The organism is Vibrio sp. Y10_XG_PY6, from assembly GCF_024181795.1.
Lineage (GTDB): Bacteria > Pseudomonadota > Gammaproteobacteria > Enterobacterales > Vibrionaceae > Vibrio > Vibrio diabolicus.
Window position 1 is genome coordinate 44,468 of the sequence record NZ_JAMZAQ010000007.1, and the last position, 26,630, is coordinate 71,097.

27 protein-coding genes are annotated in these 26,630 nt (G+C 46.2%); 13 read left to right on the forward strand and 14 right to left on the reverse strand.

Going from position 1 to position 26,630, the window contains the following annotated elements; all coding sequences use genetic code 11:
- The first annotated feature begins 25 nt into the window (after nucleotides 1–25).
- Entirely contained in the window at nucleotides 26–847 is an 822-nt protein-coding gene (locus tag NL644_RS21815) for a carbon-nitrogen hydrolase family protein (RefSeq protein WP_253658786.1), read from the forward strand.
- Between the two features lie 11 nt (nucleotides 848–858).
- A complete protein-coding gene (gene tldD, locus NL644_RS21820; protein WP_253658787.1) occupies nucleotides 859–2,304 on the forward strand; it encodes a metalloprotease TldD in 1,446 nt (481 codons plus the stop codon).
- Nucleotides 2,305–2,371: 67 nt separating this feature from the next.
- Here tldD and NL644_RS21825 read toward each other — a convergent pair whose 3' ends face one another.
- Nucleotides 2,372–3,748: a PhoH family protein gene (locus NL644_RS21825; protein ID WP_006742346.1), complete on the reverse strand. Its 1,377-nt coding sequence runs from the start codon at nucleotides 3,746–3,748 to the stop codon at nucleotides 2,372–2,374.
- Nucleotides 3,749–4,308: 560 nt separating this feature from the next.
- Here NL644_RS21825 and rapA point away from each other — a divergent pair.
- A complete protein-coding gene (gene rapA / locus NL644_RS21830; RefSeq protein WP_253658788.1) occupies nucleotides 4,309–7,218 on the forward strand; it encodes an RNA polymerase-associated protein RapA in 2,910 nt (969 codons plus the stop codon).
- 108 nt (nucleotides 7,219–7,326) lie between these two features.
- On the opposite strand, the gene NL644_RS21835 is transcribed toward rapA, so the two are convergent.
- Nucleotides 7,327–8,592, reverse strand: a complete 1,266-nt coding sequence (locus NL644_RS21835; RefSeq protein ID WP_253658789.1) for an NRAMP family divalent metal transporter — start codon at nucleotides 8,590–8,592, stop codon at nucleotides 7,327–7,329.
- A gap of 342 nt (nucleotides 8,593–8,934) precedes the next feature.
- Between NL644_RS21835 and NL644_RS21840 the strand changes: the two genes are divergently transcribed.
- Both NL644_RS21840 and NL644_RS21845 read left to right on the forward strand, forming a co-directional pair.
- On the forward strand, nucleotides 8,935–9,687 hold the full coding sequence (locus NL644_RS21840) for a pseudouridine synthase (RefSeq protein WP_253658790.1): 753 nt from the start codon (nucleotides 8,935–8,937) through the stop codon (nucleotides 9,685–9,687).
- A 93-nt stretch (nucleotides 9,688–9,780) separates the two neighbouring features.
- Complete coding sequence (locus NL644_RS21845; RefSeq protein WP_253658791.1) at nucleotides 9,781–10,743, forward strand: D-2-hydroxyacid dehydrogenase; 963 nt, start codon at nucleotides 9,781–9,783, stop codon at nucleotides 10,741–10,743.
- 87 nt (nucleotides 10,744–10,830) lie between these two features.
- On the opposite strand, the gene yjgA is transcribed toward NL644_RS21845, so the two are convergent.
- Nucleotides 10,831–11,358, reverse strand: a complete 528-nt coding sequence (yjgA, locus tag NL644_RS21850) for a ribosome biogenesis factor YjgA (protein ID WP_253658792.1) — start codon at nucleotides 11,356–11,358, stop codon at nucleotides 10,831–10,833.
- A gap of 110 nt (nucleotides 11,359–11,468) precedes the next feature.
- Here yjgA and pmbA point away from each other — a divergent pair, with 110 nt between their 5' ends.
- Nucleotides 11,469–12,812 carry a metalloprotease PmbA gene (gene pmbA, locus NL644_RS21855; protein WP_005396252.1) on the forward strand — a complete coding sequence of 448 codons (1,344 nt, stop codon included), beginning with the start codon at nucleotides 11,469–11,471 and terminating at the stop codon, nucleotides 12,810–12,812.
- A 61-nt stretch (nucleotides 12,813–12,873) separates the two neighbouring features.
- On the opposite strand, the gene mgtE is transcribed toward pmbA, so the two are convergent.
- The 11 genes from mgtE to NL644_RS21910 form a co-directional block, all read right to left on the reverse strand.
- A complete protein-coding gene (gene mgtE / locus NL644_RS21860; RefSeq protein ID WP_253658793.1) occupies nucleotides 12,874–14,232 on the reverse strand; it encodes a magnesium transporter in 1,359 nt (452 codons plus the stop codon).
- Nucleotides 14,233–14,380: 148 nt separating this feature from the next.
- A complete protein-coding gene (locus NL644_RS21865) occupies nucleotides 14,381–14,656 on the reverse strand; it encodes an HPr family phosphocarrier protein (RefSeq protein ID WP_005396244.1) in 276 nt (91 codons plus the stop codon).
- Between the two features lie 2 nt (nucleotides 14,657–14,658).
- Nucleotides 14,659–15,522 carry an RNase adapter RapZ gene (gene rapZ, locus NL644_RS21870; RefSeq protein ID WP_006742353.1) on the reverse strand — a complete coding sequence of 288 codons (864 nt, stop codon included), beginning with the start codon at nucleotides 15,520–15,522 and terminating at the stop codon, nucleotides 14,659–14,661.
- A gap of 14 nt (nucleotides 15,523–15,536) precedes the next feature.
- Nucleotides 15,537–15,983 (reverse strand): PTS IIA-like nitrogen regulatory protein PtsN, encoded by a 447-nt coding sequence (ptsN, locus tag NL644_RS21875; protein WP_005381116.1) that lies wholly within the window; start codon nucleotides 15,981–15,983, stop codon nucleotides 15,537–15,539.
- Between the two features lie 2 nt (nucleotides 15,984–15,985).
- A complete protein-coding gene (hpf, locus tag NL644_RS21880; RefSeq protein WP_005381114.1) occupies nucleotides 15,986–16,273 on the reverse strand; it encodes a ribosome hibernation promoting factor in 288 nt (95 codons plus the stop codon).
- 24 nt (nucleotides 16,274–16,297) lie between these two features.
- Nucleotides 16,298–17,767: an RNA polymerase factor sigma-54 gene (locus NL644_RS21885; RefSeq protein ID WP_006742354.1), complete on the reverse strand. Its 1,470-nt coding sequence runs from the start codon at nucleotides 17,765–17,767 to the stop codon at nucleotides 16,298–16,300.
- A 50-nt stretch (nucleotides 17,768–17,817) separates the two neighbouring features.
- Entirely contained in the window at nucleotides 17,818–18,543 is a 726-nt protein-coding gene (gene lptB, locus NL644_RS21890) for an LPS export ABC transporter ATP-binding protein (RefSeq protein ID WP_005396240.1), read from the reverse strand.
- Between the two features lies 1 nt (nucleotide 18,544).
- On the reverse strand, nucleotides 18,545–19,039 hold the full coding sequence (gene lptA / locus NL644_RS21895) for a lipopolysaccharide transport periplasmic protein LptA (protein ID WP_005396239.1): 495 nt from the start codon (nucleotides 19,037–19,039) through the stop codon (nucleotides 18,545–18,547).
- Nucleotides 19,020–19,583 (reverse strand): LPS export ABC transporter periplasmic protein LptC, encoded by a 564-nt coding sequence (gene lptC, locus NL644_RS21900; protein ID WP_005396238.1) that lies wholly within the window; start codon nucleotides 19,581–19,583, stop codon nucleotides 19,020–19,022. The genes lptA and lptC overlap by 20 nt, the downstream gene beginning before the upstream one ends.
- Before the next feature lie 86 nt (nucleotides 19,584–19,669).
- Nucleotides 19,670–20,641 carry an arabinose-5-phosphate isomerase KdsD gene (kdsD, locus tag NL644_RS21905; RefSeq protein ID WP_253658794.1) on the reverse strand — a complete coding sequence of 324 codons (972 nt, stop codon included), beginning with the start codon at nucleotides 20,639–20,641 and terminating at the stop codon, nucleotides 19,670–19,672.
- A 29-nt stretch (nucleotides 20,642–20,670) separates the two neighbouring features.
- A complete protein-coding gene (locus NL644_RS21910) occupies nucleotides 20,671–21,636 on the reverse strand; it encodes a calcium/sodium antiporter (RefSeq protein ID WP_005396236.1) in 966 nt (321 codons plus the stop codon).
- Nucleotides 21,637–22,010: 374 nt separating this feature from the next.
- On the opposite strand from NL644_RS21910, the gene mlaF reads away from it, so the two are divergent.
- Genes mlaF through murA form a run of 7 tightly spaced genes read left to right on the forward strand, consistent with a single transcriptional unit; the run spans nucleotide 22,011 to nucleotide 26,580 of the window.
- Complete coding sequence (gene mlaF, locus NL644_RS21915; RefSeq protein WP_005396235.1) at nucleotides 22,011–22,814, forward strand: phospholipid ABC transporter ATP-binding protein MlaF; 804 nt, start codon at nucleotides 22,011–22,013, stop codon at nucleotides 22,812–22,814.
- Complete coding sequence (gene mlaE, locus NL644_RS21920) at nucleotides 22,804–23,595, forward strand: lipid asymmetry maintenance ABC transporter permease subunit MlaE (RefSeq protein WP_005396234.1); 792 nt, start codon at nucleotides 22,804–22,806, stop codon at nucleotides 23,593–23,595. The genes mlaF and mlaE overlap by 11 nt, the downstream gene beginning before the upstream one ends.
- A 2-nt stretch (nucleotides 23,596–23,597) precedes the next feature.
- Entirely contained in the window at nucleotides 23,598–24,086 is a 489-nt protein-coding gene (mlaD, locus tag NL644_RS21925) for an outer membrane lipid asymmetry maintenance protein MlaD (protein ID WP_012841383.1), read from the forward strand.
- Nucleotides 24,087–24,088: 2 nt separating this feature from the next.
- Nucleotides 24,089–24,727: a phospholipid-binding protein MlaC gene (gene mlaC / locus NL644_RS21930; protein WP_046873609.1), complete on the forward strand. Its 639-nt coding sequence runs from the start codon at nucleotides 24,089–24,091 to the stop codon at nucleotides 24,725–24,727.
- Complete coding sequence (locus tag NL644_RS21935) at nucleotides 24,727–25,047, forward strand: lipid asymmetry maintenance protein MlaB (protein WP_005396231.1); 321 nt, start codon at nucleotides 24,727–24,729, stop codon at nucleotides 25,045–25,047. Before mlaC ends, NL644_RS21935 begins: the two co-directional genes overlap by 1 nt.
- Nucleotides 25,048–25,050: 3 nt before the next feature.
- On the forward strand, nucleotides 25,051–25,305 hold the full coding sequence (gene ibaG, locus NL644_RS21940) for a BolA family iron metabolism protein IbaG (RefSeq protein ID WP_005396230.1): 255 nt from the start codon (nucleotides 25,051–25,053) through the stop codon (nucleotides 25,303–25,305).
- 9 nt (nucleotides 25,306–25,314) lie between these two features.
- Nucleotides 25,315–26,580: a UDP-N-acetylglucosamine 1-carboxyvinyltransferase gene (gene murA, locus NL644_RS21945; protein ID WP_046873610.1), complete on the forward strand. Its 1,266-nt coding sequence runs from the start codon at nucleotides 25,315–25,317 to the stop codon at nucleotides 26,578–26,580.
- The last annotated feature ends 50 nt before the right edge of the window (nucleotides 26,581–26,630 follow it).

Genomic DNA, 26,630 nt, shown 5'->3' on the forward strand with positions numbered 1-26,630 from the left:
CTAAAATGGAATAGGGAGGAAACACATGGAACGTGTTGGCATTATTCAAATGACATCGGGTCCTGATATCACTGCGAATCTGGACTTTATTGAAAAACAGTGTGCTTTGGCGAGTAAGCAAGGTGCCAAGCTTGTCCTTACCCCTGAAAATACGGTGCTGTTTGCCAACCGCGAAGCGTACCATCAACATGCAGAGCCACTTGGGAGTGGCGTGATTCAACAGCGGCTCTCTGAAATCGCAAGAAAGAACCAGTTAACACTGATTGCCGGAAGCATGCCCATTCAAACCGAAAAAGGTGTCACGACCACAACGCTTGTATTGCCGCCGCACGGTAAATGCATTGCTCACTATGACAAACTGCATATGTTTGATGTCGACGTAGCCGATGGTTATGGTAGTTATCGTGAGTCGGACACGTTTATGGCGGGTAATCAAATAGTCGTGGCGGAAACCGATATCGGCAGCGTTGGATTGAGCATCTGTTACGATCTTCGTTTCCCTGAGCTTTATAAAGTATTACGCCAAGAAGGCGCGGATATCATTGTGGTGCCTGCTGCGTTTACCGCTGTGACGGGGCAAGCTCACTGGGAAGTATTATTGCGAGCTAGAGCGATTGAGACACAATGTTGGATTTTGGCAAGCGGACAAACTGGAACGCATCCATGTGGACGAAAAACATGGGGACACTCGATGGTCGTTGACCCTTGGGGACGTATCCATAAGCAGCTTCAGGATGAAGTAGGCTTGTTAGTGACAGAGATAGATTTGTCACAAAGCCAACAAGTAAGGCAGAATATGCCGCTGACTCAACACAGTCGCTTTCAAAATGAATTGAGACGGAAATAAAAGAGCTAACTATGAGCACAAACCAAATAGAACAGGCACTCCTTGCCCCAAATGGTCTGACAGAACAAGACATTGCTGACACGCTTGCCAGCATTGCGACACGCCAGATCGATTATGCGGACATTTACTTTCAGTCCAGCTGGCATGAGTCTCTGGTTCTAGAAGACAGCATCATCAAAGATGGCTCTTTTAACATTGATTGTGGTGTTGGTGTCCGCGCCGTAACTGGCGAAAAAACAGGCTTTGCCTACTCTGATCAAATCCAGCCTGAAGGCCTGAAGCAGAGTGCAATGGCGGCGCGCGGTATTGCTCAGCAAGGGCAAAATGGCAAAGTTCATGCGTTTAAACGTACGGAGAACCAAGCGTACTACGCGGCTGTGAATCCACTAGCTGAATGGGAAAAGCAGCAAAAAACAGAATTACTTAAGTCTCTAGATGCTTACATCCGCACTAAAGAACCATTGATTAAAGAAGTCTCGATCAGCATCAGCGGTGTGCATGAGCAGATGCTTGTTGCGGCAACAGACGGTACTTATGCAGGCGATATTCGTCCTTTGGTACGTTTGTCTATTAGCGTGCTCGCTCAAAAAGGTGAACGACGTGAACGAGGTAGCGCTGGTGGCGGTGGCCGTTTTGGTTACGATTTCTTTTTAACGGAAAGCAATGGTGTGAAACAAGCTTTCCATTATGCAGACGAAGCGATTCGCATGGCGTTGGTTAACCTTGAAGCAGAAGCCGCGCCAGCAGGCATGATGCCAGTGGTATTGGGCTCAGGTTGGCCAGGCGTATTGCTACATGAGGCGGTAGGTCATGGCTTAGAAGGTGACTTTAACCGTAAGGAATCTTCGGTTTTCTCTGGCAAAATGGGTCAACAAGTGACGTCTTCACTGTGTACCATTGTTGATGACGGTACATTAAAAGACCTTCGTGGTTCACTCAATGTGGATGATGAAGGGGTGAATGGCCAATACAACACGCTTATCGAAAATGGTGTGCTGAAAGGTTACATGCAAGACAAGCTAAACGCGCGGTTAATGGGTGTGAACCCAACAGGTAACGGTCGTCGTGAGTCGTATGCACATTTGCCGATGCCGCGTATGACCAACACCTACATGCTTCCAGGTGAACATACGCCAGAAGAAATCATCTCGACGGTAGAGAAAGGGTTGTATGCGCCAAACTTTGGTGGCGGTCAGGTGGACATTACTTCGGGTAAGTTTGTGTTCTCCGCATCGGAAGCGTACTCAATTGAAAACGGCAAAATTACGCGCCCTGTTAAAGGTGCGACGTTGATTGGCTCTGGTATCGAAGCCATGCAGCAAGTGTCGATGGTTGGTAACGACTTAAGTATCGACAAGGGCGTTGGCGTATGTGGTAAAGCTGGTCAAAGTGTGCCAGTTGGCGTTGGTCAGCCGACCTTGAAATTGGATTCACTGACGGTGGGTGGTACTGAGTAACTCATTCGAATCGTTATAAAAAGAGCGCTTATTAGAGCGCTCTTTTGTTTTTGTGAGTCGATGTCGACTATAGGTTCTCTTCGGCAAACTCTGCCAAGCGGCTACGAACCACGCCGTTAAGGTGAATATTCGCGCTGCCTTCAAAGTTCTTGAAGCGTTCAACCATGTAGGTCAAACCAGAGGTAACAGGGGTGAGGTAATGGGAGTCAATCTGCGCCAAGTTACCGGAGCAGACGATTTTGGTTCCTTCGCCGCAGCGGGTGATGATGGTTTTGATTTGTGAAGCGGTGAGGTTTTGACACTCATCAAGCAGCACAAACGCATTTTGAATCGAACGGCCACGCATAAAGTTGATCGATTTAAACTGAATATTGGCTTTATCGCAGATGTACTTCAATGAGCCTTCAGTGCAGTGATCGTGTTTATGTAGCGCTTCCAAGGTATCGGTCACCGCCGCTAACCACGGCATCATTTTCTCCTCTTCTGAGCCGGGTAGGAAGCCGATGGATTCACCGATGTCTGGCGTGTTACGCGTCACGATAATTTTATCGAACATGCCTTTTTCAATTGTTTGCTCCAGTGCTGCTGCCATGGCTAATAGCGTTTTACCACTACCAGCGGCACCGGTTAAAATCACCAGGTCAATATCCGGGTCAAGTAAGGCATCCAACGCCATTCCTTGGTAGATGTTTTTTGGTGTGATGTCCCAAGCCTTACGGTGCATCATGCGTTCGCGGCTCAGGTCGAGTAACGTTAATTTGTCTTCATTGATGGTTTCTACGCGGCCAGCAAAGTCGCTGTCTTCATCAATCACATATTGGTTAATAAAGGTTGGTTCAAAAGGTTCACGACTGAGCTTGTGATAGGTTTTTCCGCCCAGCGCATAACTTTCTACTTCCTCAATATCACTCCAGAAGTCCCCCTCACGCAGTTGAAAGCCTTTGGTGAGGTATTGAATGTCGTCAATCAGTTGATCGGTTCGGTAGTCTTCAACAAAACGTACGCCAGCGCCTTTGGCGCGCAGACGCATGTTAATGTCTTTCGTGATCAGTACCACTTCACGTGGTGCTCGTTTGTTTTGCAGATAAAGCACCGCATTGAGTATACGGTTGTCACCGGCTTTGTCGGCGAAGGCTTTGACGGTTTCCTGCAGTTCAAAATCCGCCAAAATGGAAATGGTGCCTTGGTCGGGGCTGTCTTTAGAAACAGGAATACCTTCAGAAATTTCATCGGGCGTTGCTTCTTTAAACAAATCTTCCAAAGCGCGAATAGCCACGCGAGCATCTCTTGCGACATCGCGTTTGCTGTCTTTGATTCGGTCGAGTTCTTCCAACACGGTCATGGGGATAACGACATCGTGTTCTTGGAAAGAGAAGATGGCAAAGGGTTCATGAAGAAGAATGTTGGTATCAAGTACAAACAGTTTCCGATCGGTATCGCCCATAGCGTCTCCTTGCCGTAATACGGCTCTGCATGCGAGTGGTTAGGTCGTTCTCAAATAGGTGTGAAGCGGCCTAACTCTGATTGCTTGCAATAGAGGTTGTCGGGCTGATGTCGGTTAGTGTGCAACCGAGTAGCAAGACAACTTACTGCAAACCCGTGTTGATCCTAATCGTGTACTAACGCGCTTAAATCATATGCAATGGTTTTAAACGCCCCTCACTAGAAGTATACGTAATATTTACGTTCTACAACTTAATAATTGGCATGAGTATTTTACAATTTGATTGCATTTATAGTTTGGGAAAAAAAGTTTCCGCTTGATGCGGTTTCGGCGTGACCTAAATCACAGCTTCAAGTAAGATTAGCGACCTTTTTCTGCGTATAGGCTACGTCCGATTTATCATGTTGAGCTGGCTTAAAAATACTCAGTTCATACTAGAATGACGAATGCTATCGGCATAGCAGAAGCCAGAATCAGATCTAAACTATTATCCATGCCTACGGGCATGAGTAGACCAACAAGAAACACGAATCAAGAACTAATAACGAGGTAGTCAATTCATGACATTTGCTTTGGGGCAGCGCTGGATTAGCGATACGGAAAGCGATTTAGGTTTAGGTACCGTTGTAGCAATGGATGCTCGTACTGTGACATTGATGTTTGCAGCGTCAGAGGAAAACCGAGTTTACGCACGTAACGATGCACCTGTTACCCGAGTCACTTTTAACGTTGGTGATGTCATCGACTGCCAAGAAGGTTGGTCTCTAAAAGTTGAAGAAGTACTGGAAGATGAAGGCCTATACACCTATTTCGGTACTCGTGAAGACACGCAAGAAACCGCCGTTGTTCTGCGTGAGATTTTCCTTAGTAACCAAATTCGTTTTAACAAACCTCAAGATAAGTTGTACGCCGGTCAAATCGACCGTATGGACAACTTTGTTCTGCGTTACCGTGCGTTAACCAACCAGTTTGAGCAGCATAAGAGCCCAATGCGTGGCCTATGTGGTATGCGTGCAGGTTTGATCCCTCATCAGCTTTATATCGCGCACGAAGTTGGCCGTCGCCACGCGCCACGCGTATTACTGGCGGATGAAGTGGGTTTGGGTAAAACCATCGAAGCGGGCATGATCATCCACCAGCAAGTGCTGTCTGGCCGTGCAGAACGCATTTTGATTGTGGTACCTGAAACACTGCAACATCAATGGCTGGTTGAGATGATGCGTCGTTTCAACCTGCATTTCTCTATCTTTGACGAAGAGCGTTGTATCGAAGCATTCGCGGATGCAGAAAACCCATTTGATACCCAGCAATACGTGCTGTGTTCTTTAGACTTCCTACGCAAGAGCCGCAAGCGTTTTGAACAAGCACTGGAAGGCGAATGGGACCTATTAGTTGTCGATGAAGCGCATCACCTTGATTGGAGCCAAGATAAACCGAGCCGTGAATACCAAGTGGTAGAAGGTTTAGCCGAACGTACTCCTGGAGTGTTGTTACTGACGGCAACGCCAGAACAGCTTGGTCGTGAAAGCCACTTTGCTCGTCTGCGTTTGCTGGATCCTGACCGTTTCTACGATTACGAAGCGTTCGTCGAGGAAGAAGAGCAATACGCGCCTGTAGCAGATGCGATTACTTCACTCTTCTCTGGTGAAAAACTGCCTGATGAAGCGAAAAACCAGATCACTGAGTTGCTGTCTGAACAAGACGTAGAACCACTTTTCCGCATTATCGAAAGTGAAGCGGACGAAGAAGCGAAAGCGTCAGCGCGCCAAGAGTTGATCGACAACTTGATGGATCGTCACGGTACGGGACGTGTTCTGTTCCGTAATACACGTGCTGCTATCAAAGGCTTCCCAGCGCGTAACGTGCACCTGATGCCAATGGATATTCCACCGCAATACACCACGTCAATGCGTGTTGCTGGGATGATCGGCGGTAAGATGAGTTCGGAAGCACGTGCAATGAAGAACCTTTACCCAGAAGAGATCTTCCAAGAATTTGAAGGCGATGATGCAAGCTGGTGGCAGTTTGACTCGCGCGTGAATTGGTTACTTGAAAAGGTAAAAGAGAAGCGCAGCGAGAAAATTCTGGTGATTGCCTCTCGTGCAAGTACGGCTCTGCAATTGGAGCAAGCGCTGCGTGAGCGTGAAGGCATTCGTGCGACCGTCTTCCATGAAGGTATGTCGATCCTTGAGCGTGACAAAGCAGCCGCTTACTTTGCGCAAGAAGAAGGTGGTGCACAGGTTCTTATCTGTAGTGAAATCGGCTCTGAAGGCCGTAACTTCCAGTTTGCCAACCAATTAGTCATGTTTGACTTGCCGTTCAACCCTGACTTGCTTGAGCAACGTATCGGTCGTTTGGACCGTATCGGCCAGAACCGCGACATCGACATTCATGTTCCTTACCTGAAAGGTACCTCGCAAGCCATTCTTGCTCGCTGGTTTGATGAAGGTTTAAACGCTTTTGCAGAAACTTGCCCAACAGGCCGTGCCGTTTACGATAAGTACTCTGATGATCTGATTGAAATCCTTGCTTCTGGTGACACCAGCACGCTAGATGAGATCATTGAAGCGTCAGCAAAAATGAATAAAGAGCTGAAATCCCAATTGGAGCAAGGCCGTGATCGCCTGTTAGAAATGCATTCAAATGGCGGGGAAAAAGCACAACAAATCGTTGAGAAAATTGAATCAACCGACGGCGATACCAATCTGGTCACCTTCGCACTTTCTCTTTTTGATACGATTGGCTTGAACCAAGACGACAAAGGTGAAAACGCACTGATTGTGACCCCATCTGAGCACATGATGGTACCAAGCTACCCAGGCCTGCCATACGAAGGGGCGACGATCACGTTTGATCGTGATACGGCTTTATCTCGTGAAGATATGCACTTTATCAGTTGGGAGCACCCAATGATCCAAGGTGGTATCGATCTTCTGATGAGTGAAGGAGTGGGTACGTCTGCGGTATCTCTACTGAAAAACAAAGCGCTACCAGTAGGTACGATTCTTCTTGAGCTGATTTATGCGGTAGATGCGCAAGCACCAAAACGCAGTGGCATCGCGCGCTTCTTACCGAAAACGCCAATCCGTTTGATGATGGACTCGCGTGGCAATGACTTGTCTGCTCAAGTGGAATTTGAAAGCTTTAACCGCCAGCTCAGCCCTGTAAACCGTCACTTAGGCAGCAAGTTGGTCACGTCGGTACAGAAAGACGTACACCGCTTGATCGAAGCGGGGGACAATCTTATCGAAGAGAAGGTTGAGGAAGTACGCAAGCAAGCTCATCAAGATATGCAGCATAGCTTGAATGCAGAACTTGAGCGTTTGCAAGCACTGAAAGCGGTAAACCCAAATATTCGTGACGAAGAAATTGAAGCCATTGATGCACAAATTAAGGAGCTCACTGGTTACATCAACCAAGCTCAAGTGCAGCTCGACTCGCTACGTTTGATTGTGGTGAGCCACAACTAAGTAAGCATTTATTGTTCATTAAAAAAGGTCTTCAGTTGAAGACCTTTTTCTTTATTTGCGGTTTAGTTTCTTTATGCGGAATGCATTAATCACTGATAGCTAACTCATTTACATCAACCACTTCCACCAGATAAATACAGCCAAGAAGCCAAACAAGTAAATCAAACCGGCAATCGACAACCACTTCAATTTAGGTCCAACAGCCAAAGGTTCAGGTAACTCGGTTTTGCTCACTAATGTGTAATTTAGCAGAGCAAAGAATGGCGTGGTCATAAAGGCGAGGATCATCGCAAAGTTCAGCATAGGCAATAACGCAGAAGCCCAGAAAACCACAATACCTAATGCAAGTAAGGAGACTACCAGCATGATCGCTGAAGTGGTTTTAGGGTTAGTGTCTGGTTGCGAGCGTAGTAGGCGTTGAGAATCTGAAATAACGCGCGAATAGCCATCAATAACGGTAATCGTGCTGCCAAAGATACAGAAAAACGCAATTACCGCGATTAAGTAACGAGACCATTCGCCAATCGTCGCCGCATATAAGCCAACCAATTGGTGGGAGAAGCCAACGCCTGAGTTTTCAAGTGCAACGCCAGAACCATAGAGCATCAAAGAACCTAACGATACAAAGATAATGGCAAGAAAAGCCGTGCCAATATAACCGACATTAAAGTCAAATAGAGCAGAGCGGTATGTTACTTCTTGCTGGCTTGATTGGCGTTTTAACCACGCAGAGGTCAAGCAGGAGATCTCTATCGGTGCAGGCATCCACCCCATTGTTACGACGATAAAGCCAATTGCCGCAATAGACCAAGGTGACGGTGGATCGAAGTTGGTCACTTGCTCAACAGGGTTACCAAAAGCGATAGAAACGGCAAGTAAAGTCGCGATGGTTAACACCGACATGATCACCTTAGATAACGTATCGAGCGCTTTGTAATGGCCTGCAAATAATATGATCAGGCAGGTGACAATCACAATGATACTGAGTGATGCCATTGATAGTGAAAACGGAATGAAGTAGCCCAGCAAGCTAGCACTAAACATCAACAAAGCGGCGGTATTGATTACGGCTGAGACCACGCTCAGAAATAGAAATAGCCATAGATAAGGCCGACCTAATTTCGCGTAGCCCTCAACCAAGGTGAGCCCTGTCCCCATGGTGTATTGTACACCCGCTCGGAAAAAAGGGTATTTAAACAGGTTTACGAGCAGAATCAGCGCCGCCAGTTGCCAGCCATAAATCGCACCAGCTTTGGTTGATGCGACGAGGTGAGAGCCACCGACCGCAGCAGATGCCATTAATATGCCGGGGCCTAACGAACGAAAAAATAAGGAAAGTTTGGATTGGGGTTTATCTATAACGGCGGAGTCCATTGCTTATTGTCCTTTTTATCTTATGTACCTTTCTAAAGAGATACATACCGCAGTACATGACAAGCTGAGCGCTCGCCCTATACTGCGCAACGGTAATGTCTTTTAAATGCTGTGTTTTGATGTATTTATTTTAAGTATTCTTTGCGAATATCATGCTGTGTGCATCTAGCACTCTATTCAGTTATGCGTCTTGTTGTCAAACTAAATTTACAACGTGCTATTTTTAGTTTTTATGCTAAAGGATTGACTTTGTTTTATTGGTTTGAACTTTTCTTCAGCACCCTGCATTTGGGTGCTATTTGGGTATATAATCGCGGCGTTTTTATTTTGTAGAGATCTCCCATGGCAATGCTTGAATATACCCCTCCCACCGATCCTTGGGTCGATATCGTTTTTGAGGATGACGACATTCTGGCAGTGAATAAGCCATCTGGGTTACTGTCTGTTCCTGGTCGACTTGCAGAGCATTACGACAGCATGTGGAGCCGCCTCAAGGAAGTGCATCCAGAAATCCAAGTAGTGCATCGCTTGGATATGTCGACATCAGGGTTGATGCTGCTGGCGAAAAACAAACCTTCGGAGCGAGCATTAAAAAAGCAGTTCCAATATCGTCTCACCCACAAGGTGTATTACGCACGTGTTTGGGGGCATGCCGAGCCGCAAGAAGGGAATATTGACCTTCCATTAATTTGTGATTGGCCAAATCGTCCGCGACAAAAAGTATGCTTCGACGACGGCAAGCCATCTCAAACTTTATTCCAAGTGGTGAAGCGTGAAGTGCACCCAGATGGCACCCATACGACCGTTGTGCGGTTACTCCCCATTACTGGTCGATCGCATCAGTTGCGCGTGCATTTGATGGCGATTGGTCATGCAATTGTGGGTGATGAATTTTATGCAACTGAAGAGGCGTATCAGTTTTCAGAACGTTTAGAGCTGCACGCTGCGGAGCTAAGTTTTTATCACCCAGCCACGGATCAGCTGAGCAGTATTTTTGTACCTTGTGACTTTTATCCTGAAGCCGAGGCGGCGATCTTTAACTATTTTTCGCCAGAACGTACATTGCCTGATTATAAAACGTTGCCACACCCTTAATGCCAACCGCAGTCAACAACGGTTCTTTCTAGTTCGCTATTTCGTTACTGTGGTTGATGTATCCTGTCTTTCAGCCGTGAACAAGGAGTTGTTATGTCTTTGCCGACCATCGTATTTTTGGACCGAGCGACCATCCCAGAACATATTGAGATCCCACGACCTAGCTTTCAGCACCACTGGCGTGAGTACGACTTAACCGCGCCAGAGCAGGTAATAGAAAGGTTAGCAGATGCAGATATCGTGATTAGCAATAAAGTCCTGCTTGACCATAATGTATTAGAGCAACTACCACAATTGCGGATGATCGCGGTTGCCGCAACTGGTTTTAACAACGTCGATGTGGACTACTGTGCTAAGCATGATATTGCGGTTGCCAATGTACGTGGTTACGCGACGCGTTCGGTACCTGAGCACGTGATGGCGATGCTGTTTGCTTTACGCCGAAATTTATTTGGTTACCATCAAGATATTGCCGCTGGCGAATGGCAGCGTAATAAGCAGTTCTGCTTTTTTACGCACCCAATCGGGGATATAGGTGGTAGCACGCTAGGTGTTATTGGCAGCGGCGCTTTAGGGCAAGCGACAGCACAGTTAGCTGATGCGCTAGGCATGCAGGTGATCTTTGCTGAGCGTAAAGGTGCATCAGAATGTCGACCTGGTTATGTGCCGTTTGAGGAAGTATTGAAACGCTCTGATGCGTTGACTTTGCACTGTCCGCTCAACAAGCATACTCAGAATTTGATTGGTCAAGCAGAGTTGCAACAAATGAAGCCCAACGCCATTCTAATTAATACGGGGCGTGGAGGCTTGGTGAATGAGCAAGCGCTGGTGGATGCCCTAAAACAGGGAGAAATTGCTGCGGCTGGTTTTGATGTTTTTACACAAGAACCAGCTGATGAGAGCAATCCGCTGATTGCCAATATGGGTTTACCTAATTTGTTACTGACACCGCATGTTGCATGGGGTAGTGACTCTTCGATTCAACGTTTAGTGGAAATCTTGATTGAGAACATTGACGCTTTCGAGCGCGGAGAGCGTATTAATCGCTTGGTGTAACACTGACATTTAAGTAAAAGATAAAAAAGCAGACATCATGTCTGCTTTTTTCGTTAATTGAATGCTCGTTGGCATCGAACCGTCGAATTAAAACTCTTTTTCGTTCAGACCTTTTAGGATCTGGAAGATTTCGCGGTACGCTTTTGCTGGTTTCCCTGCTTTTTTCTCTTTGGCTGCTTGGCGAGCCAATTGGCGTAGACGCTGACGATCAGCCTCTGGGTACATTTCCATTACGTCATCAATGGCTTTGTCGCCTTCTTCTACCACGCGATCACGCAGAGCTTCAAGCTTGTGGAATACCGCCGTTAATTGAGAGTGCTTGTTACGAATCTTATCCAACGCCGCTTGGATTGGCTCTGGATCTTCATAACGCATCAACTTACCAATACGTTGTAATTGGCGACGACGTGCTTCGTTTTTAAAGCGTTGTGCGTCTGCAATTGCTTCTCGCAGGTCTTCGCTCAATGGAAACTTTTCGAGAACTGCAGGTTTGAGGCCGACAAGCTCCTCACCTAGCTTTTGCAGTTCTTCCATGTCTCGCTTCATCTCGGATTTGCTTACCCAGATGATCTCTTCTTCTGGTTCCCATGGCGCTTTTTGATTCTTACGTGCCATTTCAGTTGCCTGTGTTTTGATTAATATTATGACTATTTTAACAAGAATCGTGGGGAGAAAGCGAAATTCTTGTTATCCTATTGTTCATCAAAGACAAGATGTGAAAGACAATGGATATTAAACAGCAGGTTGCTGAGCAACGTACCGAGCTAGAGCAAGCCGTCGCAAGAGCCTTAAAGCTTGCATCGGCAAAATCTGACGCCGCCGAAGTCGCAATTACCAAAAGCACTGGTTTAAGTGTATCTACTCGCATGGGCGAGGTAGAAAATGTCGAGTTCAACAGCGATGGTGCGCTGGGCATTACCGTTTACCGAGGTCAACGTAAAGGCAGTGCTTCCACGTCTGATTTAAGTGAAGCTGCTATCGAGCAAACCGTTATTGCGGCGCTGGATATTGCGCATTACACATCTGAAGATCCATTTGCAGGGCCCGCAGCCAAAGAATACATGGTGCAAGAGATCCCTGAGCTTGATCTTTTCCACCCAGACGCCCCTGATCCCGATTATGCTGCCGATGTGGCGATCGCCGCTGAGAAAGAAGCGTTAAGTTATGACAGTGCAATCAAGCAAAGTGATGGCGCGAGTTATGATAGCCACTACGGTGTAAAAGTGTATGGTAACAGCCATGGCTTATTAGCAAGCTATGCGTCTAGCCGCCACAGTACCAGCTGTTGTGTGATTGGCGTTGGTCAAAATGGCGAAATGGAGCGTGATTACAGCTACACAGTGGCACGTCATCGCGATGACTTATGGACACCAGAAACAGTGGGTCGTAAGGCGGCAGAGAATACGATTAACCGCTTAGATGCGCAGCGCTTAAAGACAGGTAAATACCCAATCATGTTTGCCGCTGATGTTGCAACTGGCTTGATTGGTCACCTTGTTATGGCGATCAGCGGTGGTAACCTGTACCGTAAATCTTCTTTTCTACTTGATCACCTTGGTAAGCAAGTGCTTCCTGAGTGGTTCAATATCTCGGAGCGTCCACATGTATTACGTGGTTTGGCGTCAAGCCCCTTCGATAGCGAAGGCGTGTACACTCAAGATCGTGAGATCATCACTGACGGTGTGCTAGCGACTTACCTGTTAACCAGTTATGCCGCACGTAAAATGAAGATGGCGCCGACAGGTCACGCTGGTGGCATCCACAACTGGTACGTGAAATCGACTGGTCAAAACTTCGAACAAATGCTTAAAGAGCTCGGCACTGGTTTGCTAGTGACAGAAGTGATGGGGCAAGGCGTGAACGTGGTAACAGGTGATTACTCTCGCGGTGCTGCAGGCTTTTGGGTTGAGAACGGCGAAATCCAATACCCAGTATCGGAAATTACCATTGCTGGTAATCTAAAAGACATGTTCAATAAGATTGTTGCCGTAGGTAGCGACGTTGAAACGCGCTCGCAAATTCAAACGGGTTCAATCTTACTGGATGCGATGAAAGTGGCGGGTGAGTAAGCTTTCCTAATTCAGAATTAAAAAAGCCTGATGTGTTCATCAGGCTTTTTAGTTTTTTCAGTTAGGTAATCAGTATTGTGGCAAGCCCTAAGAATACTGATAAACCAATTACATCCGTTACGGTCGTTAACGCCATACCACCAGCTAAAGCTGGGTCGATGTTCATTTTCTTTAAGAGGATTGGAATCGTTACTCCGGCAACCCCAGCGACCAATAAGTTGGTCAGCATCGCTGCGGAAATGATTCCCCCTAGCATCCAGTTACCTTTCCAAGCGACAACAATGCCGCCAATAATCAGCGCCCACATGATGCCGTTGAGTAAACCGATCGAGGCTTCTTTCATCAACAGTTCTCGTTTGTTCGAGTCACCGATATGACCAAGAGCAAGACCACGAATCACTAGTGCGACGGTTTGGTTACCAGCGACACCACCCATGGAAGGAACAATCGTCATCAATACGGCAATGGCCGCCATCTGGTCTAGCGTAGCTTCAAACATGTTAGAAACAGAAGCGGCGGCGAGTGCGGCCAACACATTAGCCCCAAGCCAGACACTGCGTTTGCGAGCTGATTTTACAACGGGTGCGAAGGTATCTTCGTCATCGTCCATACCTGCCATACTCATCATAGAGTGTTCGGCATCTTCACGGATAACGTCAACTACGTCATCGATAGTGATACGGCCAACGAGATGCTGATTCTCGTCTACGACAGGAGCAGAGACCCAGTTACGACGTTCGAACAGACTAGCAACATCTGAATCACTGGTATCGACAGTGATCGCTTCGTCAGCATCTTCCATGATGTCGACAATTTTGACATCAGGCTGGGTCGTGATCAGCAGAGTAATGGGTAGTTCACCAATCAGTTTGCTTTCTTCATCAATGACATAAAGTGCATCCGTTGCTTCTGGTAGTTCACCTTTCATACGCAGATAACGTAAAACCACGTCCACATCTACGTCACCACGAATCGTGATAACGTCGGTGTTCATCAGCCCACCTGCGGTGTCTTCTGGGTAGGACAGGGCGGTTTCGACACGCAGACGGTCAGAGGAGTCCATTTGCGACAGGACTTCGCGTGACAGGTTGTCTGGCAAGCTACGCAGTACATAAGCCACGTCATCGGTATCCATGCCTTCTGTCGCTTCTGCAAGCGCTTCTGGTGCCATTTTGGATACGAGACTATCTTTGACGTCTTCGTTCAGTTCGTCGAGGATTTCACCGTAGTCTTCAGGGTCGGTGAGTTGCCAGAGAACTTCACGGCTTTTGCGTGGAGAGGCTTCTAAAAGGTGAGCGATATCCTCAGGTTCCATGTCCTGTAACTGACGACGAACATGGACGAAGCGGCCATTTTCTAGCGCTTCTGTGACTTCTTGGAGGGCTTGGTGAGCTTGGTCGAATTCAATTTGCTCTGCCATTCATTCCTCCCAATTCCTGATATTTACAATGCGTTGAATAATAACTTAATTCTAGGCGCCTTTTAATAACAACTTATGATACTAAGCAAATTTATTTATTGGCGCAGTGAGGGGAGGGGGAGTGAGAGCTAATAAAAAAGCGAGTAAATTACTCGCCTTCATCAAATTTATCTTCGATTAAGTGGCAAACGGCATCCAGTGCTTCTTCTGCTTGCTCACCCGCAGCGTGGATTGTGACGTACTGTCCTTGAGCAGACTCAAGCATTAATAAACCCATTACGCTGTCTGCTGTGGCGGTTTTGTCTTCTTCATTGTCGATAGTGATGACCGCTTCAAAGCTCTGGGCCAGTTCGACCAGTTTGACGGCTGCGCGAGCATGTAAGCCAAGGCGATTTTGAATCAATACTTTACGACTTAACTCCACAGCTACTCCTTAGTGTTTTTCTCTAGTGAGGTATGACGAATTTGCACTTGGTGTCCTTTATTGGCGAAGTACTCACCGATTTGCTGAGTTAAGTACACCGAACGATGTTTACCTCCGGTACAACCTATTGCAACGGTCAAATAGCTGCGGTTATTTTTCTCGAGCAGAGGTAACCAATTCTCTATAAAGTTTTCAATTTGGTATTTCAAACTTAACACCGATTGGTGCTGCTCCAAAAATGCGGCGATAGGAGCATCCAAACCCGTAAGTGGGCGCAACGCTGGTTCCCAATGTGGGTTGGGCAAGAAGCGAACGTCGAATACGTAATCGGCATCGGAAGGCAGGCCATATTTGAAGCCAAAAGACTCAAATACCATAACAAGCCCTTTGCGATCTCTGCCTTCAACACGCATACGCACGGTTTCACTCAACTCATGCAAAGATTGTCCGCTGCTGTTCAGTACAAGATCGGCATGCGCTTTAAGTGGTGTTAAAATTTCTTTCTCACGCTCGATGGCTTGGTCAAGGGAGAGAGAGGTGCCACCTAAAGATAAAGGGTGGATTCGGCGTGTTTCGCTGTAGCGTTTGAGTAGCGTTTCCTTATTGGCGTCCAAGAAAAGCACGGTCACATCAAGCTCTGTTTTCAACTGCTCCAGTGTACCAGTCAGTTCTTTTAGCTTTTTAGGGATATTGCGAATATCAATGCTTACCGCAACATTCTGCTTGCTGTCAGCAACAGAGTGAACAAATGCGTCCAGCAAATTCACTGGGAGGTTATCAACACAGTAATAACCTAAGTCTTCCAGTACGCGCAGCGCAATACTCTTACCGGCACCTGAGTGCCCGCTAACCACGATTAGTCGCATGATGTCCGTCCTGCTTATTGGTGAATCATGATGTCGTAAAGTTCTTCATCACTCTGAGCATTGCGCAGTAGTTTCAATACTTGCTTATCGCTCAGACGTTCTGCCATAGAGGATAGAGTCTTGAGGTGCTCTTTGCACTGTTCTTCTGGTACAAGGAGCGCAAAAAGAAGGTCGACAGGTCGATTATCAATCGCATCGAATTCAATTGCTTCATCACATTGCAGCAAGACAGCAATAGCCTTGTCGCTCGATTGCATTCTAGCGTGTGGGATCGCAATACCGTTTCCGATACCAGTACTGCCCATTTTCTCTCTGTTGAGCATGCACTCGAACAGTTCGGTAGAATCTTGGCCCGTTTGATCAGCCACGATGCGGCTGATCATTTCAAGGGCGCGTTTTTTACTCGTGCAGTGGACCGCACTCTTGGTGCAGTCCAATGACAGTATTTCGCTCAGTTGCATGATTAATGACTGTTTAGTTTTTCTTTGTGCTTATTGAGTTGGCGAACCAATTTATCTACCAGCGAATCGATCGCGGCATACATATTTTCGTCATCAGCTGATGCGTGGATTTCGCCTTGATTTATATGAAGCGTAGCTTCCGCGATTTGAGTGATTTTTTCAACTTTTAGTACAACATGTACTTGATTGATATGGTCGAAGAACCTTTCGAGCTTCTGAAACTTAGAATTTACATAGTCTTGCATTGAATCGGTAAGATCAACGTGATGGCCTTGAATATTGATTTGCATAGACTTTCCTTTTCAGTTAGTGCCTTATAATAGGCGTTTACGCTGACTTGAAGGGGCAATTCCCAAGGATTCTCGATATTTGGCTATCGTACGTCTTGCGACCTGAATCCCTTGGTCAGCCAGAAGAGCAGCAATCTTGCTATCACTCAATGGCTTAGCAGTATTCTCTGCTGCGACCAGTTTTTTAATGAGTGCGCGAATTGCTGTTGACGAACATTCTCCGCCGTTGTCAGTACTAACATGGCTAGAGAAGAAGTACTTCAATTCAAAAATGCCACGTGGTGTATGCATGAATTTTTGTGTTGTTACACGAGAAATCGTGGATTCATGCATGTCCACTGCCAAGGCTACATCATTTAGTACCATTGGCTTCATGGCTTCCTCACCATACTCGAAGAAATCTTGTTGATGTTCAACAATACATCTTGCAACTTTGAGTAGCGTCTCGTTTCTACTCTCTAAGCTCTTAATTAACCATTTTGCCTCTTGCAAATTGCTGCGGATGTACTGGCTATCCGCGCTATTGCCTTTGCCTAATTGAGCATATTGTTGATTAACTTTTAATTTTGGAACGCTATCTGGGTTGATAGAAACAGTCCATTTGCCGTTGTCTTTAAAAACGGACACATCTGGAATTACGTACTCGGTATCATCCGGTGTGATACGGCTACCGGGACGAGGATCTAACTGCTGGATAAGTTTGAGGACTTCACGGAGATCGGCTTCTTTCAGCTTAGTCTCTTTGATGACGAGCTTGTAATCACGGTTCCCCAGGTGATCAATATGATCCGCAAGAATCATTTTGGCTTCAGCAAGCCATGGCGTGTCTTCTGGGAAAGTCGCCAGCTGTAGCAGTAGGCACTCTTGTAAGTTGCGTGATGCCACACCGAGCGGATCGAACTGCTGAATACGTTTACGAACGGCTTCTACTTCGTCTAACTCAATCTCTTCGTTATCGAAGCTCTCATGAATTTCTTCAGGAGATAGGGTTAGGTAACCGTAGTCGTCAACAGCGTCAATAATCGCTAATGCAATCGTACGATCGGTTTCACTGAATGGTGTCAGGTCAAGCTGCCACATTAGGTAGTCATGCAATGATTCCGTGGTTTCGCCTTGGTAGACGGGCATATCATCGTCAAGAGCTAAGCCAGTGCTACCGGTATTCGCGCTGTAGACGTCATCCCAAGTGGTATCGATTTCAAGTTCAGAGCTGATCTCTGACTTCTCAATTACGTCTGAACTGTCTGGAACGTCAATGTCTGCTGGTTCGTTAGCACTGTTGCTATCAGCAGCCTCGACCGCTGATTTATCTTCACCGTTTGCTACAGGCTCATCTTGGCCTTCTTCAACTTCCAATAATGGGTTTGAATCCAAGGCTTCTTGGATTTCCTGTTGAAGATCGAGTGTCGACAGTTGCAGTAAGCGAATCGCTTGTTGCAACTGTGGCGTCATGGCTAACTGTTGACCTAGCTTGAGTTGTAATGAAGGTTTCATTCAGTGTTACTTACCTTGTAATGCTCAGAATCTTACCGTTCCTAATATAATCATAGACGGAATTGTTCGCCGAGATAAACTTGTTTCACCTGTTCATTATTGAGAACTTCTGCCGGAGTTCCCGATGCAATTAGGTGCCCTTGGCTTACGATATAGGCTTTTTCGCATACGTCCAGTGTTTCACGCACGTTATGGTCAGTGATTAACACTCCGAGGCCGCGATCGCGTAGATGCTCGATGATTTTCTTGATGTCATTAACCGAGATTGGGTCAACACCTGCGAAAGGTTCATCCAACAAAATGAATTGAGGGTTGGCTGCTAAAGCGCGAGCGATTTCCACTCTGCGTCGCTCACCCCCTGATAGTGCCATACCAGCACTGGTTCTGATGTGCTGAATGTGGAATTCTTCCAACAAATCTTCCAGCTTATCTTGGCGCTCTTCACGTGTCATTTCTTGACGAGTTTCGAGTACGGCCATGATGTTATCTTCCACCGACAGCTTACGGAAAATCGACGCTTCTTGCGGAAGGTAGCCAATCCCGAGACGCGAACGACTGTGCATCGGCAGAATACTGATGTCTTTATCATCAATGGTGATGGTGCCTTCATCTCGTGGCACCAAGCCGACAATCATATAAAACGACGTGGTTTTACCTGCGCCGTTTGGGCCTAGCAGCCCAACAATCTGACCAGATTCAACTTCCAAGCTAACATCGGTTACGACTTTGCGCTTTTTGTAGCTTTTCGCCAAGTTTTTCGCACTCAGTACTGCCATATTAGTTCTCTATCTGATTGGGTTGCAAAATGGTCGTAACGCGCTCTTCCTTAGAGCTATCAGCGACTAGCTTTTGTTTACCAATTTGGTAACGAATCGAAGAACCTTTAATGGTGTTGTTGTCTTGTGCCAGTTGCGCTTGACCTTTCATGGTCAATTCGTCTGTAGAAATACGGTAATCCAGCTCCACAGCTTGACCACTCAGTGTTTTACCATCGTCCATCAGTTGAGAAAACTTGGCAGGTTTACCAAATGCTTGAATCTGTTTGATGGCTTCGGTTTTAGGATCGCGCGTTACCACGATTCTATCAGCATCGATATTGATGCTACCTTGCTTAAGAGATACATCGCCTTTAAAAATAACCTGGTTACTCTTCATATCCACTTGTTGGGTGTCAGAGTTAATGTAAACCGGTTGTTGAGTATCCGACTTAAGTGCCAGCGCTTGAGGCGCCGCCAATACCAGTGCCAGTAGGCTAAGGTGTAACGGTTTCATATCGACCTTGAACTTCGTCTGTCAGAGTTGCGGTATGCTGCTTTAAGTTGCCTTGCATTGCGCCTCCAGTAGTTTCAAATTGTGGCCCAACCAACATGACCTGTTGATCAGCTTTAAAATCACGATTGGTTAGATTAATGACTAACTTGTCTGTTGCCATGGTATCAAAACTCGCACCAGGCAGAAGATTTTGCATTAAGACCTTGTCATATAAAGTCAAAACTTGGTCTTCATCTAACACGGCTCTTGTGGCCGTCACCTTCCATTCAATGACGCTACCTTCACGGTAAACCATCAAAGTCGGGTTATTAAAAATGGTATCTCCACTCTTAGCATAATGGTCTAAGTTCGTGGAGCGGATGATGTAACTGCGGACACCATCTTCACCATAGGTGATGTTTTCCAGTCCAGTACCACTGAACATGGGCAGTTCAGAATCTGGTGCTACTTGAATTGCGTCGTTGCCTTTTGGGGTCAGTAGGTAATAACCGCACCATGCGACAACGAAGATCAAGAGCAAATAAATAAGGCGAGTAAAACTCATATAATGAAGGCCTATCGTTTAGCTCAGTACTTCCCTGACCATTGCCTTTATTTGTGTAATAAATGATTTAAATGTTTGTGCTGATATTACATCACGCCAGCTTTTAGTAAATCGTGCATGTTCAGTGCGCCCACAATTTTTTCGTCTTTACATAAAATCAGAGCGTTAATATTTTTATTCTGCATCAAGTTCAAACCTTCAACCGCTAGCATATCAGGGTGCGCTGTGGTTGGATTTGTCGTCATGACTTCGCCAATCGCGGTCGTATGAATATCAATGCGTTTGTCTAAGGTGCGACGTAAATCACCATCGGTGAATATACCAAGCATAGCATCGTGCTCATCGACGATAGCGGTCATGCCTAGCCCTTTTTCTGAAATTTCAAGCAGGGCATCGCGAATCAATGCGTTTGGAGAAACTTTAGGTAATGCTTCTCCAAAGTGCATAATATCAGACAACTTAAGCAGCAGTTTTCTCCCTAACGCGCCACCTGGATGAGATAGAGCAAAATCTTCGGCAGAAAAACCACGCGCTTGAAGTAGGGCCACGGCTAATGCGTCTCCCATTACTAATGTGGCCGTGGTACTGCTGGTCGGTGCCAACCCTAGTGGGCAAGCTTCTTGAGGTACCGTGATTTGCAGGTGCAAGTCAGACAGTTTTGCCATATTGGATTCTGGCTTGCCTGTCATGCTAATTATCTTGATGTTCAGGCGTTTTAATACTGGAAATAGAGACAGAATTTCGTTTGACTCACCAGAGTTAGAAATTGCGAGCACAATATCTCCAGGGCTGATCATGCCCAAGTCGCCATGTGCTGCTTCGCCAGGGTGAACGAAAAACGCAGAAGTCCCCGTGCTTGCCAGAGTCGCAGCAATCTTGTTACCAATGTGGCCTGACTTGCCAATACCCATAACGACTACTTTGCCGCTGTTGGAAAGGATCAGTTCGCACGCTTTCTCAAATTGTTCATCAAAGTAGGTATCCAGCTCTTGCAGAGCAGCAACTTCGATATCAAGAACTTGTTTAGCAGCAGCGCGAAAATCAAATTGATTGGACATATCAGTTCTCTACTTATTTATCGTGGTAATTAAGCGGCCATGTTTGCGAATAAGTACACTTGATAACCTAGGAAGCATGCAAACAAGATTGCACCTTCAATACGGTTAATGCTGCGTGATTTACCCAAACACATCGCGACAAGTAACAGTGAAACGCCTAACATGACCCAGAAGTCACGTCCCATCGCGTACTCACTCAGTACCGATGGATTAATGATGCCAGGAATGCCCATTACGGCCAGAATATTAAACACATTCGAGCCAATAATGTTACCGACGGCCATGTCGTCTTCACCTTTTAAAACACCAGCAAGCGATGCTGCGAGCTCAGGTAGACTAGTGCCGATGGCAATGATAGTCAGACCGATGACAAGATCGCTCATGCCAAAATACTTTGCAATAATCACCGCGTTATCCACTAGCATGCTTGCTGCCAAAGGAAGCAGTATCAGGCCAATAACCACCCACATGATCGCTTTAGGGTTGCTGACGCCTTCTGGGATCTCTGACTCTTGGTCATCAAGAAAAACATCACCTGATTTTTGTTCTTTGCGGCTGATCTGCAACATAGCAAATAAAAATGCCCCAAAGAGTACAAACAATAAGACACCTTCATAAAAACCGAGATGGCTATTCCAAAGCAGAATACCGGCGAGTACTGTTACAGCAATCATTAATGGCAGTTCCCGGCGGATGACCGCGGAGCTAATCGACAGAGGCTTGATGAGTGCTGTAATACCTAGGATTAACGCGATGTTCGCGATGTTTGAGCCTAAAACGTTACCCACTGCAGTATCGGTTTTTCCGTCCCAGGCTGCGGTTGCAGAAACCATCATCTCTGGCGCAGAAGAGCCCATCGCAAGGATTGTCATGCCGATGACAAGAGGTGAAATACCGACGTTGCGGGCTATCGCTGCAGAACCAAAAACAAGTTTATCTGCACTCCATACGAGCAAAACAAGACCGACTATAAGCAACGCTACGGCTTCGAGCATGAGAATTCCTAAGTATTAAATAAGTAAAATGAATAACCGCTAATTTTGACCTTTTGCGGCCTAAAATGGAAGATAAACGACGAATAAATTAAAGGTTAGTAACGAAAATGTATGCAAATGTCGTTCATTTAAATCAGCAATTCTTGTCTAGGATTTAAACACTTTGCGCTGATTTGATCGTAATCCACAAAAAATTGCAGGTATATACTCGACTTTATTTAATTGAACAGTGCTTTAAATTCAAAGCCAATGTGCTTATGATTGCAGCCTAATAAATGTACCGACGTTACTTTATTAAACGTGAAATTCAACTCCGTTGTGTGTCTGGTTGATGATGCCGTGAGTTGCAACGCTCCGACAGTAGAAGAGATGATATGTCGAACAACGATTTAGTCACCGTGAACAACCTCACTTTTTCACGGGGAGAGCGCAAGATCTTTGATGGTATTGATCTGCATGTTCCTGAGGGCAAAGTGACGGCCATTATGGGACCATCGGGAATAGGTAAAACTACACTGCTGCGTTTAATTGGTGGTCAGTTGTATCCCGAGCAAGGAGAGATCTGGTTTGATGGCGACAATATTCCCTCTCTCTCGCGTAAAAAACTCTACCATGCTCGAAAGAAAATGAGCATGTTGTTTCAATCAGGAGCTTTATTCACTGATTTGAATGTCTTTGATAACGTCGCCTTCCCATTGCGAGAGCATACGAATTTATCTGAAGAGCTGATTCGTACCATGGTGTTGCTTAAGCTTGAAGCCGTCGGTCTACGCGGCGCGGCACAATTGATGCCGAGCGAGCTATCGGGTGGCATGGCTAGACGCGCTGCGTTGGCGCGTGCGATCGCCCTGGATCCTGATTTAATCATGTATGATGAACCATTTGTCGGACAAGACCCAATCACCATGGGTGTCTTGGTTGAGCTCATTAGTAATCTAAATCAAGCGTTAGGTTTAACTTCTATAGTCGTTTCTCACGACGTGCCTGAAGTGATGAGTATTGCCGATTGGGTTTATCTGATGGCCGATGGCAAAATTATCGCTTTTGGCACACCAGAAGAGCTTAATCAGAATCCTGACCCTCGCGTTCAGCAGTTCTTACAAGGTGATGCTGATGGTCCTGTACCGTTTCGCTTCCCTTCTCAAAGTATCGAAAAGGACTTATTTGATGGTCGATAACTTTATGCATTTTGTCGCCTCACTAGGTAGACGAACGCTCTCCATCTGCGGAGCATTTGGTCGTGCGACTTTCATGCTGATTGGGGCACTGTTTACTAAGCCACAACCGCTTAAAAGCTTTCCTCTGCTCGTTAAACAACTTTATTCCGTAGGCGTCCAGTCTCTGGCGATTATCGTCGTATCTGGGTTGTTCATTGGTATGGTCTTGAGCCTACAAGGCTATGTTGTGCTGGTGGATTACGGCGCAGAGGGCAGTTTGGGGCAAATGGTGGCGCTCTCATTGCTACGTGAATTAGGGCCCGTTGTCACTGCACTTCTGTTTGCTGGTCGCGCAGGCTCTGCGTTAACTGCAGAGATAGGTTTGATGAAAGCGACGGAGCAACTCTCTAGCCTTGAAATGATGGCGGTAGATCCTTTGAAAAGAGTGATCGCGCCACGTTTTTGGGCTGGTGCTATTTCAATGCCATTGCTGGCTATGATTTTCATGGCAGTGGGTATTTGGGGCGCCCAGCTTGTTGGTGTTGACTGGAAAGGTGTTGACCATGGCAGTTTTTGGTCAGCGATGCAGTCCTCAGTTGAACTAGGACAGGATATTGGTAACAGTATGATCAAGTGCTTTGCGTTTGCAATTACGGTTACTTGGGTCGCTCTATTTAATGGTTATGATGCTATTCCAACTTCGGAAGGGATCAGCCGAGCAACTACGCGCACTGTTGTGCATTCTTCTTTAGCAGTACTAGGACTAGACTTTGTACTGACCGCATTGATGTTTGGGAATTAATCATGCAACAAACACGTAAAACTGAATTATGGGTTGGCAGCTTTGTATTAGCGGGAATTTGCGCGATTCTTGTGATGATTTTTCAAGTTGCTGACGTAAAAAGCATTGGCTCTGGTGATACTTACACCCTCAAAGCTGAGTTCGATAATATTGGTAGTTTAAAAGTTCGCTCGCCAGTAAAAGTGGGTGGGGTTGTGATTGGCCGGGTAAGCAATATTTCGCTTAACCCAGATAACTTATTACCTGTTGTAACTCTATCGATCAATAGCAAATACAATCAATTCCCAGAAACGTCGAGCGTACAAATTTTGACGTCTGGCTTGATTGGTGAGCAATACATTGGTTTAGTGCCAGGCTTTGTTTTTGACGATGAAGTCATGCTGGTCGATGGCGATACCATCGAAGACACCAAATCAGCGCTCGTGCTTGAAGACTTAATTGGTCAAGTGCTTTACAGCGTAGGTGGTTCAGACGATTCAAGTAAGGAATAACTATGTTAGCGAGATTATTACTTTCAGTTTGTGCTGTGTTTAGCGCGTTTGGTACAAGTGCAGCAGAAGTGGATAAAACTGAACCTTATAAGATGATGAAACAAGTGGCTGAAGTCACGTTCGAAAGATTAAAAGCTGAGCAGCCGAAAATCAAACAAGACCCAGATTTACTCAAGGTGATTGTTGAAGAAGAGCTAATGCCTTACGTCAACTACCGCTATGCTGGGTTAAAGCTCCTAGGTCCAAACCTAAAAGGAGCGAAACGTGAAGACGTACTTGAGTTTATCGATGCATTTCGCGCGTACTTAATTGCTTCATATGCTCAAGTGCTAACGCAATACAGTGACCAACAAATTGAATTTGGTCCTGAGCCTAGCATTGATGACTCTAAGCGTATCACCAGCATTAAAGTTGATATCATCGATACGCCGCGTCCAAACATCAAGCTAGAGTTCAAATTGCGTAAAGACAACAAATCTGGTGAGTGGGAAGCGTTCGATATGATTGCGGAAGGCATTAGTTTACTCTCTAGCAAACAGTCGGAATGGAATAGCAAAATTCGTCAAGAAGGCATTCTATCTGTCGCGAAAGATCTAGAAAAATTAGCTGCGGAACCGATTCGCTTTGAGGCGAAGAAATAATGGCCCAGACTCCCGCTCAGTGGCAATTAGATCAAAACATTCTTAAGCTAACAGGGGCACTTGATAGAGATACAGTGCCCTCATTGTGGGCGTATGCTCAGCAATGGCAACCAGCTCAAGCTGAGCTGGAATGCTCGTTAAAAGAGATAGAGCGCGTCGACTCTGCAGGAATGGTGATGTTAATCCACTTATTAGAGCATGCAAAAAAGCAAAACTGTCATATAATGCTCAGTTTCGTGCCGGCGCAACTGCGCACTTTGTTTCAACTGAGCAATGTTGAATCTTTAGTGGCCAAACACATACAGAATTATCAGGGGTAAATTGTGGATAGCGCAAAAGTACAACAGTTATTAGAAGAAGCACTAAACCTTCAAGAAGTGCATGTAAAAGGTGAAGGTAGCCACTATGAGGTGGTTGCTGTTGATGCTTGTTTCGATGGAATGAGCCGCGTTAAGAAGCAGCAGTTAATTTATGGTCCTCTGATGGAATACATCCAGCGTAACGACATTCACGCATTATCAATTAAAGCGTTCACACCAGAAGAGTGGGCTCGTGATAAGAAACTGATGTCGCTTTAAGGTTTATTGATGGAAAAGTTTCGAGTTATTGGGTCAGATAAACCACTCGTTGGTGAAGTGACCATTTCCGGTGCAAAAAACGCAGCACTGCCGATTTTATTTGCGTCTATCTTGGCGGAAGAGCCTGTAGAAGTGGCAAACGTGCCACACCTTCGTGATATCGATACAACCATGGAACTGCTTAAGCGTTTAGGCGCGAAAGTAAGCCGTAATGGTTCTGTTCACGTCGATCCAAGTAGCATTACTGAATACTGCGCACCGTATGATTTAGTGAAAACCATGCGTGCTTCTATTTGGGCTTTGGGTCCGCTCGTAGCGCGATTTGGTCAAGGTCAGGTTTCTCTACCTGGCGGTTGTGCTATCGGTGCTCGTCCTGTTGATCTGCATATTTCTGGCCTAGAGCAGCTTGGCGCAACGATTACGCTTGAAGATGGTTACGTTAAAGCTGAGGTTGATGGTCGTCTAAAAGGTGCGCACATCGTGATGGATAAAGTCAGCGTAGGCGCGACGATCACCATCATGTGTGCTGCAGCACTTGCTGAAGGCACTACAACGCTAGACAACGCGGCGCGTGAACCTGAAATTGTAGATACAGCGGATTTCCTAAATAAGCTTGGGGCAAAAATTTCTGGTGCAGGCACAGATACGATCACGATTGAAGGTGTTGAGCGCCTAGGTGGTTGTAAACACAACGTGGTTGCCGACCGTATTGAGACAGGAACATTCCTTGTCGCTGCTGCGGTATCTGGCGGTAAAGTAGTATGTCGTAATACTAACGCTCATTTGCTTGAAGCGGTTTTAGCCAAGCTAGAAGAAGCTGGCGCGCTTGTCGAAACGGGTGAAGATTGGATTTCAGTTGATATGACTGATCGCGAGCTGAAAGCAGTGAGTGTACGTACAGCGCCGCATCCAGGCTTCCCTACCGATATGCAAGCGCAATTTACGCTACTAAACATGATGGCGAAAGGCGGCGGCGTGATCACAGAGACTATCTTTGAAAACCGCTTTATGCACGTACCAGAATTGATGCGTATGGGCGCGAAAGCCGAGATTGAAGGCAACACCGTTATCTGTGGTGATGTTGAGTCATTAAGTGGTGCTCAAGTCATGGCAACCGACCTACGAGCTTCGGCTAGTTTGGTAATTGCGGGCTGTATTGCTAAAGGCGAAACCATCGTTGATCGTATTTACCATATCGACCGCGGTTACGACAAAATCGAAAATAAACTGGCTGCACTTGGCGCAAATATTGAGCGAGTGAGCGAGGCAAGTTAAACTGCACCGCAGGTAACTTGGATATCAAGAGAGCCGAAACCTGAGTTTCG

Coding starts and splice junctions, on each gene's coding strand:
- NL644_RS21815 (WP_253658786.1), top strand. CDS start 26: ATGGAACGTGTTGGCATTATTCAAATGACATCGGGTCCTGATATCACT.
- tldD (WP_253658787.1), top strand. CDS start 859: ATGAGCACAAACCAAATAGAACAGGCACTCCTTGCCCCAAATGGTCTG.
- NL644_RS21825 (WP_006742346.1), bottom strand. CDS start 3,748: ATGGGCGATACCGATCGGAAACTGTTTGTACTTGATACCAACATTCTT.
- rapA (WP_253658788.1), top strand. CDS start 4,309: ATGACATTTGCTTTGGGGCAGCGCTGGATTAGCGATACGGAAAGCGAT.
- NL644_RS21835 (WP_253658789.1), bottom strand. CDS start 8,592: ATGGACTCCGCCGTTATAGATAAACCCCAATCCAAACTTTCCTTATTT.
- NL644_RS21840 (WP_253658790.1), top strand. CDS start 8,935: ATGGCAATGCTTGAATATACCCCTCCCACCGATCCTTGGGTCGATATC.
- NL644_RS21845 (WP_253658791.1), top strand. CDS start 9,781: ATGTCTTTGCCGACCATCGTATTTTTGGACCGAGCGACCATCCCAGAA.
- yjgA (WP_253658792.1), bottom strand. CDS start 11,358: ATGGCACGTAAGAATCAAAAAGCGCCATGGGAACCAGAAGAAGAGATC.
- pmbA (WP_005396252.1), top strand. CDS start 11,469: ATGGATATTAAACAGCAGGTTGCTGAGCAACGTACCGAGCTAGAGCAA.
- mgtE (WP_253658793.1), bottom strand. CDS start 14,232: ATGGCAGAGCAAATTGAATTCGACCAAGCTCACCAAGCCCTCCAAGAA.
- rapZ (WP_006742353.1), bottom strand. CDS start 15,522: ATGCGACTAATCGTGGTTAGCGGGCACTCAGGTGCCGGTAAGAGTATT.
- ptsN (WP_005381116.1), bottom strand. CDS start 15,983: ATGCAACTGAGCGAAATACTGTCATTGGACTGCACCAAGAGTGCGGTC.
- hpf (WP_005381114.1), bottom strand. CDS start 16,273: ATGCAAATCAATATTCAAGGCCATCACGTTGATCTTACCGATTCAATG.
- NL644_RS21885 (WP_006742354.1), bottom strand. CDS start 17,767: ATGAAACCTTCATTACAACTCAAGCTAGGTCAACAGTTAGCCATGACG.
- lptB (WP_005396240.1), bottom strand. CDS start 18,543: ATGGCAGTACTGAGTGCGAAAAACTTGGCGAAAAGCTACAAAAAGCGC.
- lptA (WP_005396239.1), bottom strand. CDS start 19,039: ATGAAACCGTTACACCTTAGCCTACTGGCACTGGTATTGGCGGCGCCT.
- lptC (WP_005396238.1), bottom strand. CDS start 19,583: ATGAGTTTTACTCGCCTTATTTATTTGCTCTTGATCTTCGTTGTCGCA.
- kdsD (WP_253658794.1), bottom strand. CDS start 20,641: ATGTCCAATCAATTTGATTTTCGCGCTGCTGCTAAACAAGTTCTTGAT.
- NL644_RS21910 (WP_005396236.1), bottom strand. CDS start 21,636: ATGCTCGAAGCCGTAGCGTTGCTTATAGTCGGTCTTGTTTTGCTCGTA.
- mlaF (WP_005396235.1), top strand. CDS start 22,011: ATGTCGAACAACGATTTAGTCACCGTGAACAACCTCACTTTTTCACGG.
- mlaE (WP_005396234.1), top strand. CDS start 22,804: ATGGTCGATAACTTTATGCATTTTGTCGCCTCACTAGGTAGACGAACG.
- mlaD (WP_012841383.1), top strand. CDS start 23,598: ATGCAACAAACACGTAAAACTGAATTATGGGTTGGCAGCTTTGTATTA.
- mlaC (WP_046873609.1), top strand. CDS start 24,089: ATGTTAGCGAGATTATTACTTTCAGTTTGTGCTGTGTTTAGCGCGTTT.
- NL644_RS21935 (WP_005396231.1), top strand. CDS start 24,727: ATGGCCCAGACTCCCGCTCAGTGGCAATTAGATCAAAACATTCTTAAG.
- murA (WP_046873610.1), top strand. CDS start 25,315: ATGGAAAAGTTTCGAGTTATTGGGTCAGATAAACCACTCGTTGGTGAA.